We start from the raw sequence: 12,029 nt of genomic DNA on the forward strand, positions 1-12,029 counted from the left end.
TTGAGAATTTCTATAAAAAAGTGAAAAAACAAAAAAGCTAAAAAAAAAGAGGAAATCGGAGTGAAGTCTAGATTCATCGAATACCAAAACGAATAGAAATTAAATAAGATAAAGAAGAAAGGGGAGGAGGGCTCAAATAGGCGGGTACTTTCTTTAAACAAATTTCACAAAAACTAACCATCTCATCCTCTCACCACCCCACAAAAAAAAGGTATGAATTACAAGTAATCCATACCTTTTTTAAGTAAGTAAAATAATATTATTGATAAAAAACCTCTTTCTTGTCTAATAGTAGTAGTGATTTAAAGCAAAGTAAATGTTATTCTGGCTGTAGTAATCGTTAGCACAAGAAAGAGGAAGAAATAATAATAATTGAAATTATTTTTGAATAAGATTGTGATCTAATTTTTCTAATACAGTTTCTGTGTGGATAATCGTGTACAGCACACAAAAAATGCTAGCTGTAATCATAATTACCTGTAAGGTCTGCGCTACATAGTCAAATTGAGCTAACGTATAGTTCATACAAATCAAAAATAAACTAGCTGCAATTAACGATGAACTACTGGTGCGTTGTGCTACGCGCCAATGTTTGTCATCTTTTAATGCATTGAGACTTCTATAACCTAGTAAGTGCACTTGTTTAAAGTGAAAAAGCAGATTAAAAAAACCTATTAGGCCTAGAATAATAGGAAATATATAGAGCATTGCCATTGTTGTTGTTTTTTGATTGGTTTTGGTATTTGCTAAAATAAACAAAAAATTAACTTAAACTTAATCGAAAGAACCAAAAGGGAAGAATTATTTGTTTTTTAATATTTTAAGTTATAATGGTTGTTTTGTCTTTTTGTTTTTGGTTAATAGTTGGTTTTATTGATATATATTCAATAAAATAGAAGTGTGAATGATGTATTTATATTTGTTTGATGAGGGGTATATTTAAAAAACAATGAAAAAAAAAGCTCACTTTCAAGAAGTGAGCTTTAATATAACTATTTGGAAATAATTAATTTACAATTTTAAAACTTGATCCATGAACTTTTCAACTTCCTCAGAGGCAAAGTCGACGCCACCAACAATACGTTGAATCATATTGCCTTTTTTATCAAATATTACGGTTGTGGGGATAGAAGTCCCTAAGTAGGTGCTAGAAATAGTTGCCGCAGGAATATAAACAGGCAGATCTAAATTCCTTTTGTCCATAAAAGCTTTGGCTTTTTCGTAGTTTCCATCGATATCTACTAACAAAAAGACAACGTCTTTGTTTTTCATTTTCTCTTTTAATGCAAGGATGGAAGGCATTTCTTTGATACAAGGCGGACACCAAGTGGCCCAAAAATTGACAAAGACAACTTTACCCTGCAAAGCACTTAATGAAACCTTTTTACCCGTGCTATCTAAAAATACAGCATCTGTAGTTGTCGTATTTACAATAGGAGCCTTTTTTTGCTGTGCTTGCGTTATCGAACTATGTAGTAAGGCCATAGTAAGTATAAGTGTGAATGCGCTGACGCGGTGTTTGATTTTTTGTATAAACTGCATAATCTTTTATTTATTTTTTTGAGTTTTTCATTTCTTCGGATGGTTTTTTAATAATCAAGTCAGCCTTGTTTAGGGCTCCAAAAACTTCAGTTAAAGTATCTAATTGTACGCCTAATTCTACTGGAATTCTCGATAATTGGTCGCCGTTTTGGGTGAGTACAAAATTTCCAGATTGAGTAGTGAGAATACTTTTGGTCTCAATCCACAAGGAAGGTTGTTTGCGTTGTAACTCTAATTTTACTTGTGCGTAATCTCCTCCTTGTAATTTTCCTTTGCTATTGTCTAGATCAAATTCTAAGGTTAAAGATCTATCGCGTTGATTGAGTACACCGGAAGTTCTTGAAAGTTGAGCAGTGAATTGCTCACCGGGATAAGCACTAATACTAAAGGTAGCTGTTGTTCCTTGTGGAATAGAGCCCGCGTGTTTTTCGGGAATAGCGATAGTTAAGCGCAATTGATTGTTTTGGGCCAGCTCAAAAATAGGAGAACTTCCATTATGACCAACCAATGAACCATTGGATACATTGCGTTGGGTGATAATGCCATCAAAAGGAGCTACAATGCGCAAATAGTCTTGTAATTGCTTGGCTTGGGCAGTACTTGCTTTGGCTGATTCATAAGCGGATTTTGCACTATTCATCATACTTTGAGCACGCTCGAGCTCTACTTGAGCGACTGCTCCTGTTGTGTGTGATGCTTCTAGTAAACGCTCGTATACTTGTTTAGCTAATAGATAGTCGCTATGTACTTTATCTTGAATAGATTGATCAGAAAGTGCACGTTGATTCATCTCAGGAGCTTCCAATAGCGCAAGTAATTGTCCTTTTTTGACGTAATCACCGCGATCGACGTATAGGTGTTTGATGAAACCTGAAACTTTAGCGTATAAAGCTACTTGTTCGTATGGTTTGATTTCACCAGGCACTGTAATGGAGTAGGTGGGGTTTAGTTCTTGTAAGGCTACTGTGCTTAAGTCTAGTGCAACGGTTTGTTTGGTCTGCGTTTTTTCTGTTGGATTATTATCCTTGCAAGCGGTAAAAAATAAGGCGCAACTCAGTAGTGCAAGGGATAAAGTGGTATATCGTTTCATATTTGTACTATTAAAAATAAATATTAAAGGGGGTCAGCGGTGTGAAATTTACTTTTAGGATCATCTGGATCTAAAGAAGGACCAATTAAGGTTGCTTTTTGCATCGTTGAGGTAAATAAATGAGGGAGAAGTAATAAGATGGTAACAGTCGAAGCCAAAAGACCTCCAATTACAGCTTGACCTAATGGAGCTACTTGTTCTCCACCATCACCTAAACCTAAAGACATGGGCAACATTCCTGCTACCATGGCTGCTGCCGTCATTAATACCGGGCGCAGACGTGAAGAAGCCGCTAAGCGAGCCGCATTAACTGTGCGCAACTGCATTTCTTTTCGATAGTACTCCGCTTGATTAATTAAGAGGACAGCGTTGGAAACCGAAACTCCAATAGACATGATAATACCCATATACGATTGTAGATTTAAGGTGCTACCGCTGATGAAAAGTAAAATTAAACTTCCTGCAATTACTGCAGGTAAGACAGATAGAATTACTAAAGGTAATCGGAAGGATTGATAGTAGGCTGATAACATCAAGTAGATTGTAATGACAGCTACCCCTAGTCCAATCAACAAATTACCTAGTGTTTCATCTAGTAGATTTAATGTGCCCTCTGTCCATACAATTGTTCCTCTTGGGGGCTCTCCCACATTGGCAATTGCTTTTTTGACTGCTTTCGAAGCCGTCCCTAAATCCTTATCGTGAATGTTTGCAATAACGGTAACATATCGATTGGGGCCTTTTCGATTGACTTGTGCTGCTTCATTTACTAGCTTAATATGGGCAACATCTTCCAAAATTGGACGTAAACTTCCCTTTTTTAAGGGAATCGCTTTTAGTTTCTCCGCACTGTCAATGGTTCCTTCCGGGATTTGAACTTGTACCTGGAAAACTAATCCTGAATTGGGATCAACCCATAAATTTTTATCCGTATAACGCGTAGAGGAAGTTGCAGTAGCTAAACTTCGAGTAACATCACTCATGGTTAAACCGAATTGACCTAATAAATCGCGGTTTACCTCAATTTGCATGGTTGGATAATTCAAAGGCTCGGCAATTCGAATATCGCGTAAGTAAGGAATTGCTCTCAGTTCCTGTTCGATTTTTTTTGCGTGATTTTCCGCCATTTTAATTTGCCTTGCCGCAACCTTGACTTCTATCGGAGTCATGGCTCCTTGCCCCATGATTTTTTCAACCAACTCCATCGGTTCGAAATTAATGAGCACCTCTGGGCGATTTTTACTCACTTTAGCTCGAATCTGTTCTTTGAGTGCTGCAATTGATCCGGTGTAAATACTTTGATCAATAGCAACTTGTAACACTGCTTCATGTGAGGCATTGGTAAATAAGAAAATAGGGTTAATCGGTGTTCCTGATGGATGCATACCTACAAAAGAAGAGGTAATTGATATACCGTTTTCTGGTAGTACGGCTGTGATATCGCTAATGATCTCTTTTACGATTTCTTCTGTTTTTTCAATTCGACTACCTTGAGGCGCTTCAATTCGAATTTGAAAATCGCCACTATTTGAAGCAGGCATAATGTCTGTTCCAATGAATTGAAGTAAAACGGCGATACAACCAACAGCAACGATTACATATCCAAAGAAAAGAGCTTTCGATCTTTTATGCCAATTGCGAATAACTTGAGTATAACGCAAGCGGAATTTTTCAAAGAATTTGCGCTGTCTCTTTGTTTTTTTGTCGTAAATCTCCAAGTGCTTGTTTTTCATCAACCAATTAGCTAAAATCGGAACAAAGGTTTGAGAAGCTAAGAAAGAAAATATCATCGCAAAGGCTACTGCCATAGACAAAGGCATAAACATATCTTTGGGAATTCCCGTCATGATAAAAGCAGGCGTTAGTACCGCTAAAATACAAAGGAGAATAAGTAATTTGGGAATTGAAATTTCCAAGAGTGCATCTAAAATGGCTTGGGCTTTTGATTTACCCATCTCGAAGTGCTGGTGAATATTTTCAATGGTAACGGTGGCTTCATCGACGAGAATACCAATAGATAAAGCTAGACCACTTAATGTCATGATATTAATGGTTTGACCCATAAAATACAACGCAGCAACAGCTGATAGAATAGCTACAGGTATGGTTAAAATCACAATAATAGCTCCGCGAGTATCTCCTAAAAATAAGAAAATCATCAAGCCTGTAAATAAAGCCCCTAGAATTCCTTCGTGAATTAAATTGCTCAAGGAACGCTCGATGTATTTAGATTGGTCAAATTCATAGCGAATGGAGACATCTTCTGGAAGGGTGTTCTCTAGCATTGGCAACGAGGCTTTTAAATTTTTTACTACGTCAATGGTCGAAGCATCCGCTTTTTTAATAATAGGCAAATACACCGAACGCGTGCCGTTAATCAGAGCATATCCCGTTGTTTGATCGGCGGCATCAATTACTTGCGCGACATCTTTTACATAGATGGTTCTATTTTCTGTAGTTCGAATCGGAGTTTGTAGAAAAACTTCGGGGTTTGTCGCAATAGAGTTAATCGGAGCCATTAAATTTTGTTCGCCTATGCGAATATTTCCCGCTGGAGAAGGATGACTGTTTTTGGTGATTGCCAAGGTTATTTCTTCCGGTGTTAACCCATTGGCCTGCATCGCATGGGGATCAATATTGACAATGATAGACCTTACATTTCCTCCAAATGGAGCAGGAGCTGTCACACCGGGAATCTCAACAAACATTGGTCTAATCCTTGTTTGTACCATGGTTTGCAATTCGGTAATCGTGCGCTGTGGACTTTCAAAAACGAGTTGCCCAACAGGAAGTGAACTACCGTCAAATCGAACAACCATAGGCGGAACAGCCCCGGGAGGTAAGAACCCCATTGCACGTGACACTTGGGTAGAAACTTCTCCTGCCGCTTGAGCCATATCCGTTCCCGGATAAAAAGATAATTTCATCAAGGTTAAACCTTGAACACTTTTAAAATCAATATTTTCTACACCGCCTACAAAGAGCAATACCTTTTGAAATTCATTGGCCATAAATCCATCCATATAAGCAGGAGAAAGTCCGCCATAAGGCATGGCAATGTAAATGGAAGGGAGTTCTATTTCGGGGAAAATATCGACGTTGATTTTCTTAATCGAATTAATCGATAAGAAGCCCAAAGCTAATACAATGATTAGAATGGCAATAGGCTTTCTTAAGGCAAATCGGATTAGATTCATAAGTAGTCTATATTATAAGTTAGTAAATAAAAAATCAAAATTAGCAGTTAAACTCGCCTCAGAGACCAATTGCATCCAATACTGTTGTGAGGCATCAATGTGTGTTTTTTCCGCTTGTTCTAGCAACTGTTGAATTTGCAATAGTTCGCTCAACGAAATTAATCCGCTTTTGTAACGAGCCATGTACATCGTATAGGCCTGAGTTGCATGCACAATCGCTTGATGGGTTTGTTGTAATTGCTGAGTTTGTTCTTTAATTTGAACTTGACTAGCTGCTATATTGGACTGAAGAGCTTGTTCATACGCACTGTATTTGTTGGATGCACTTTCTGCCTGTTTATTTAGGGCTTGTTTTTTATATTGATTGGTGAATAAAGAGGAGAAATTCCAAGTAATACCCACACCTACAAGATAATTATCAACGGAGTTAGAAAAACCATCTTTCCATTTATCGGTAGCGAGGTTCGTTTGAATTCCTGCTCCTCGAATGGCATAACCACCTAGTACTTTGACACGGGGTAGGGCCGCTCTTGTCATAGATTTACCACTGTGTTCAAAGTAGGAAGCTTCTTGCTTGTATTGCGTTAAAACGGGGTGTTCTACTAGATTATCCGTATCAGCTGTGTTGATGTTGTGAAGTGGATACGTGAGAAAATGGCGTATGTGTATGGTATCAAGTGTATCTATAGGCTCCCCTACTAACTCAGTTAAGGCAATATGGGTGGCTTGTTTATTTCCCTTCCAATAGTGCTGTTGCCCTGCTGCTTGCAAGTAAGAAGAATGCGCTAATAAATTATCCGCAGCAGGCTTTAGACCTGATACCGCCAGACCATTGGCTATTAATTCGATACTTTTTAGACGATCTGCATTTTTATTCATCCAATCGAAATTGGCTGTAGCATATAAATTTCGGATATGTCTGAGTGCTAATTCCTTTTTGAGTTGAAGCGTGTATACCTCTTTTTGTGCTATTTGTTGCTGATGTTGTGCATGGGCCGCTTTGTTTTCTTGGTTTTGTTTTCCAAAGGCAAACACTTCCCATTCCACCGTAGCAGAGCCGAAGGTGTTGAATGTTTGGTCACTTCCTTCTAGCAGGTCTGGATTTCCACTGACGTTAAAAAAACCAGCTTGTGGAAAAAATGCCCCATTACTCCCCTCAAAGGTGCTATAGGAGTTTTGAGCTTGAATTTTAAATTGAGGCAAAGCCTGACTTTTTACGGCTTGTTGTTTGTTTGCTGTAGAGGCTACTAAGGCTGTTTGTGCTTGTAATCCTGGATAATGTTGTGCCACTTTTTCCCATAAGTTGCCAAGCGTATTTTGCCCTGGCTCTTGTGCGGATAGTGTCACGCTTAAACAGATCAACCACAGTGATGTAGCCGAACGAAAAATCGTTTTCATTAGAAAGAGAATATTGGGGACCTATATAAAATAGATCGCATATTATTGAATTTTTGAACGAACAATAGCAGTTACATCGTAGGTTAGCACACGCTAATACGATAAACCGACAGAGAAACGTTGAAAAATCAAATTCTCAAATTCTGTAAGGCTATAAATAAAGGGAGTTTGCCCAGTAATTGGGAGGTATCCTGGTATAAAGGATGTCTGTCTGATTCGCCTTTGATGCGAAATCCAAAGAAAAAAATAAAAAAGGTAGATACAACTAAGGCTATAAAAGGATTTGAAAGATCCCATCCTGCTTTTTGTAACAGTTGACTTTGATCATCCGTTAGGAAATTCTGACTGCAACTTCTTTCTGTTACTGTAGTGTGTTTTTTACTTTTATTTGTTTTGGTGGTTTGTTCTATGGCAGTTGCTGAATCATTGAATAAGTGACTGAGGCTGGTTTGCATAGAGCAAGTAGAGAAAATAAGCCATATCGCACAAAATAAAGTCAAGACTTTGCGCGTTTTTTGTTGTATGATATGTAACGTATTTATACTCATAGAGTGACAAACATAGAGTATTTCAAAATTAAATACAAAGTTTTTTTTGTTTTTAGGTATGAAAATAGCGAATGATAAAGAGAAAATGGACAAGGAGCGGGTATATCTTGGTTTGAATTTAGCAATTATCGAGAAAAATAAAAAACAAAAGGTCTTTGGTATGAATTTTGATTATTAATTTAGAGTAAAATAAAAACAAAAACAATATGAAAAGAGTATTAGCATTATTGGGATTAGTTTTTAGCTTGTTTTTGATAACAAGTTGTAACACAGATGATAATAATTGGGAGTCTTCTCCAGCGGGGGGCTTGACGATGGTAAATGGTTATGCTGGTTCAGATGCAATATGGTATATGGCGAATGGACGTTTTGTACAACCCCCTAATCGAGGATTACTTTACAAAGGATATGATTATGTAGGATTATATACCGGAAACCGCTCATTGGATATTATCAACAAGCAAAATGAAAAAATTGTGACGGATGCAAAGTTACAAGTAGAAGATAATCACCTGTATACTTCTTTTATTGGTGGAAAATCAAAGGAGAATCTCATTCATTTTATAACCGAAGATCAGCGTATTAAATTAGGGGAAGACGGCAATAATCTCACGCATTCAGGTCTTCGTTTCTTTAATTTAACAGGAGAAGATTTAGCTGTAACGGTTAAATTAGACGATAACCCAATCTTTAGTGATCGAAATACAGAAACAGCAGTGTCAGCAAAAGAAAATGAAGCGTTTATTGCACAAATAAGTAAGACCTATTCGGTTAGTGTGCAAGATAAAAGCGGAAAAGAAATCGCTAAACGCGAAAACGTTGTACTCGAAAAAGGAAGGTATTTTTCTCTAATTCTTATTGGTTCAAACGCTACGGAGAATCCTTATTATATAGGTCTCGTAAAGCAGTTTTAATTCTATATCTATAAATCAATTGGGAAAATAGTCATCATCTATGTGATGGCTATTTTTTTATTGAATAAGGACTAGCTTCATCAGGGTGAAAAGGATATATTTGTTTCTTTAAATGCTTATTTTTGATATGAATTCAACCTTTTCTAATCAGCAAATCAATATAATAGCGCTCCCTAGTGTAGAGGCGGTAAACTTTCAACCTTTGCATGTGAAGTATAAACGCGTAGTGTTGCTTCGTTCTATTATGGTAGCACTCTTTATTTTAGTTCTTGGAGCAAGTGGGTATTACCTTCCTTTATCAGAAGATAATGCGCACTTGAGAATCTATAAGGAAATGGTATTGTGTACGAGTATCGTTTTTGCTGTTCTGTTAGTAATTCTGAATAGGGCAGGTGTTCGCAAAAAAGGTTATGCCGTACGCGAACATGATATCATTTTTAAATCAGGTTTGTTAAACCAAAAAGAAACGACAATTCCCTTTAATCGCGTACAGCATGTAGAGATTTATGAAGGAGCTTTATTGCGTATTTTTGGATTGTGTAGAATTGAGTTTTTTACAGCAGGTGGCAGTTTTGGCGATCTGAAAATTCCAGGTTTACTTATTGCGGAAGCCAATAAAATAAAGGCTTATGTAATCGAACAGGTATTGCCACAAAAGAAAGAAGAAGCTGAAATAAATAAGCAGGATCCTTTAAATACAGCGAAATAATGAATTTCTATGTACCCAATCGACAAGCCCCTATCGGTATTGTTGTTCATTTTATTTACGGATTACAAAAGTTCGTTCGCGCCTTTTTTCCTGTTCTTATTTTAGTTGCTTTGCGAATTAATAAAGGAGAATGGACAGGTAGATGGGATTGGATGATATGGAGTGTTGCGATAGGACTTGTCTTAGTTTTTGTTGCGGCTTATTTTAGTTATCGCAATTTTACCTTTCACATTGAAAAAGAAACAGATGCTTTTGTCTTGCAAAAGGGAATCTTTAATAAAACGAAAACGACGATTCAACTTCGAAAGATTCAACAAGTAAACATCAATCAATCGTTTATCAATAAGTTGCTAAATATTTATTCCATTGAAGTCGATTCTGCCGGAAGCGGAACCAAAGAGGGAATGATTAAATCCGTTTCTCACGAGGTAGCACAAGCGTTGAAAGAAACACTATTGACATATCGCGAGGAATTGTTGGAGGAAGAAGAGGTTGCAACTTATCAAAATGTAAAGCAAAGAAGTACGGTCTCTCAAGATGTTCGACATATTAGCGTCTTAACCTTGTTAAAGGTTGGGGTAACAACAAACTACCTCTGTACCATGGGAATTGTGTTGTTCTTTGCAAATTCTTTGATTTATGAGGGATCTAAGTTTTTTGGGGATTCCATTGATGATGAGGCCATCGATACCTTCATCGAAGAGCGTATTACGCTATATGTAGGATTGATTTTAATGGTTTTCTTTTTAGCTGTTATCTTTATTGCGAATATTATTCGAACTATTATTAAATTTTATAACTATAAGGTTGTGGTTCAACACGATAATTTGTTTCTCTCCTACGGATTGCTTCAAACGAAAAGTACAATTATCCGGCCTTCTCGTGTTCAGTTAGTTAAAATTGTCCGCAATTACTTTCAAAAAATATGGGGTATTTCTAGTTTTAAAATTCACCAAGTTTTCGGAAAAGAATCATTTAATCAAAAAACAGCTCTGGAAATTCCAGGTTGCTCAAACAAGGAAACCCAAGAGTTCTTTGATATGATTTATAAAAAACCGTTGGATTTCAATGGTGTGGAGCTAAAGTATAATTATCGTTTTTTTGGTTTTCGCTTTTTTTTCTTGGTACTTGTTCCCGTTGGCTTATTTATTAGCCTTACGCAAGAAAATCTACCCGTGCATTGGCAATGGAGTAGTGCGGGAGTTTATTTTATACTCGTGACGTTATTGATTTGGCGTTATTTTAAAGTAGGGCGATTCATCATTACTTCTGATTTTATTATCGTAAAAACAGGAGCATGGGATATTACACATACGATTCTAGAATCACATAAAATTCAAAAAATTGTTTTGTCTCAACTCGCTTGGCAAAAATCAGCAAATGTCGGTAGTTTAGCTTTGTATACGGCAGGTGGAGTTGTACATTTTAGCACGTCAAACTATCAAAAAATGAAACAATTAAGAGACCAGTGGCTGTTTGAAATTGAAAGTCAAAACAAGCATTGGATGTAGTGGGGGGGGGACAGTTTACGGTTGACGGTTTACAGTTAACCGTAAACTGTCCACCGTAAACTGTAAACTATTCTACATATTCTTTAAGTGAGCAGTTCATTAAGATAAAACCTGGTAATGTTTCTTTTTTTAATTTTTTCTTGAGGAGAGGAACTAAGAGTCCACTAAAATTTTCACCTTGAATAAAGAGGCATTTATGTTCATCGATAGGGACGATTTCAAAATAGTGATAACCATCAAAAAGCCCTTTAATTCCCAATTTCCCTAGCCAAGTTAATTTTTGATGGGGTTTGTATACTTGAATAATTGGAGAAAAATGCATATTTTGAATATGTACTTTTAGTTTGTGTCCAGGAGCCGCGGTACCTTTAATCTTAGTAATAAAGGGATTCCATTTTTTGTAATTTTCAAAATCGATTAATGCATTCCAAATGGTTTCCGCATTGGCGTTAATTTCTATTTGTGTAACTAGTTTCATATCATCTTATTTTTCACAAATATCATCGCTTTCTATGGAAAGACTCTTGATATACATCAAGAAAGTGAATTAGAACTGTTTTCGTCTCAGTCTACTCAGTGTTTCGGGGGTCATGCCGAGTAAAGAGGCAATGTATTGATGTGGTACTTGATTGAATAAAAAAGCGTAATCTCTACAAAAAGTACGGTAACGTTCTTCGCTGTTTTGAGCTAAGAATTGAAAGATGCGTTGTTCCATTTGGTTGAAACAATGAGCGATGAAGTTTTTTTCTTTGGCGTGCCAATTCGTTATTTTACGTTGTAAATGCGGATAGTCTTCTTTGGACACCGCAACTAAGGATACCTCCGTTAAGGTAGTTAAATTCCATGTTGCGGGTTGATGAAACAACCAAGAAGATAGATCAGTAATGAAAGATCCAGGAGAACTAATCCATTGGGTAATTTCTTTCCCTTCAAAGTCAGCGTGAATGCGGACGCAACCTTCAGTAAGAAAAAAAAGCTGATTTGCTTCTTTTCCTGCTTCGAGTAAAGAAGTGTTTTTCTTGTAGGTGTGTGGAACGAAATGATTGACTGCTTCTTTGGCTTCAATATCAGTTAATTGAAGAATGAACTGTAGCGAGGTTTCTAATGACATAAAAAAAAA

Annotated in this window: 11 protein-coding genes; 3 read left to right on the forward strand and 8 right to left on the reverse strand. The window is 36.8% G+C overall.

Annotated features, from left to right (window positions below):
* Positions 1-378: 378 nt before the first annotated feature.
* The 6 genes from FBR08_RS10265 to FBR08_RS10290 all read right to left on the reverse strand — a co-directional run bounded on the left by FBR08_RS10265 (position 379) and on the right by FBR08_RS10290 (position 7,775).
* Positions 379-714, reverse strand: coding sequence for an SdpI family protein (locus FBR08_RS10265; RefSeq protein ID WP_158962623.1), 336 nt, complete (start codon positions 712-714; stop codon positions 379-381).
* Positions 715-1,011: 297 nt separating this feature from the next.
* Entirely contained in the window at positions 1,012-1,542 is a 531-nt protein-coding gene (locus FBR08_RS10270; protein ID WP_233266090.1) for a TlpA family protein disulfide reductase, read from the reverse strand.
* A gap of 10 nt (positions 1,543-1,552) precedes the next feature.
* Positions 1,553-2,632, reverse strand: coding sequence for an efflux RND transporter periplasmic adaptor subunit (locus FBR08_RS10275; RefSeq protein ID WP_158962624.1), 1,080 nt, complete (start codon positions 2,630-2,632; stop codon positions 1,553-1,555).
* Between the two features lie 23 nt (positions 2,633-2,655).
* Positions 2,656-5,829 carry an efflux RND transporter permease subunit gene (locus FBR08_RS10280; RefSeq protein WP_158962625.1) on the reverse strand — a complete coding sequence of 1,058 codons (3,174 nt, stop codon included), beginning with the start codon at positions 5,827-5,829 and terminating at the stop codon, positions 2,656-2,658.
* 12 nt (positions 5,830-5,841) lie between these two features.
* Positions 5,842-7,227, reverse strand: a complete 1,386-nt coding sequence (locus FBR08_RS10285) for a TolC family protein (protein WP_158962626.1) — start codon at positions 7,225-7,227, stop codon at positions 5,842-5,844.
* Between the two features lie 128 nt (positions 7,228-7,355).
* Positions 7,356-7,775: a hypothetical protein gene (locus FBR08_RS10290; RefSeq protein WP_233266091.1), complete on the reverse strand. Its 420-nt coding sequence runs from the start codon at positions 7,773-7,775 to the stop codon at positions 7,356-7,358.
* A gap of 206 nt (positions 7,776-7,981) precedes the next feature.
* Between FBR08_RS10290 and FBR08_RS10295 the strand changes: the two genes are divergently transcribed.
* The 3 genes from FBR08_RS10295 to FBR08_RS10305 all read left to right on the forward strand — a co-directional run bounded on the left by FBR08_RS10295 (position 7,982) and on the right by FBR08_RS10305 (position 10,909).
* Positions 7,982-8,689 carry a hypothetical protein gene (locus tag FBR08_RS10295; RefSeq protein WP_158962627.1) on the forward strand — a complete coding sequence of 236 codons (708 nt, stop codon included), beginning with the start codon at positions 7,982-7,984 and terminating at the stop codon, positions 8,687-8,689.
* 127 nt (positions 8,690-8,816) lie between these two features.
* Entirely contained in the window at positions 8,817-9,398 is a 582-nt protein-coding gene (locus FBR08_RS10300) for a PH domain-containing protein (protein WP_233266092.1), read from the forward strand.
* Positions 9,398-10,909 (forward strand): PH domain-containing protein, encoded by a 1,512-nt coding sequence (locus FBR08_RS10305; protein ID WP_158962629.1) that lies wholly within the window; start codon positions 9,398-9,400, stop codon positions 10,907-10,909. The genes FBR08_RS10300 and FBR08_RS10305 overlap by 1 nt, the downstream gene beginning before the upstream one ends.
* A gap of 67 nt (positions 10,910-10,976) precedes the next feature.
* Here FBR08_RS10305 and FBR08_RS10310 read toward each other — a convergent pair whose 3' ends face one another.
* Both FBR08_RS10310 and FBR08_RS10315 read right to left on the reverse strand, forming a co-directional pair.
* Entirely contained in the window at positions 10,977-11,387 is a 411-nt protein-coding gene (locus FBR08_RS10310; RefSeq protein ID WP_158962630.1) for an SRPBCC domain-containing protein, read from the reverse strand.
* Between the two features lie 69 nt (positions 11,388-11,456).
* Positions 11,457-12,020 (reverse strand): Crp/Fnr family transcriptional regulator, encoded by a 564-nt coding sequence (locus tag FBR08_RS10315; protein ID WP_158962631.1) that lies wholly within the window; start codon positions 12,018-12,020, stop codon positions 11,457-11,459.
* Positions 12,021-12,029 lie beyond the last annotated feature (9 nt).

The organism is Myroides fluvii (assembly GCF_009792295.1).
In the GTDB taxonomy this organism is placed as follows: Bacteria; Bacteroidota; Bacteroidia; order Flavobacteriales; family Flavobacteriaceae; genus Flavobacterium; species Flavobacterium fluvii_A.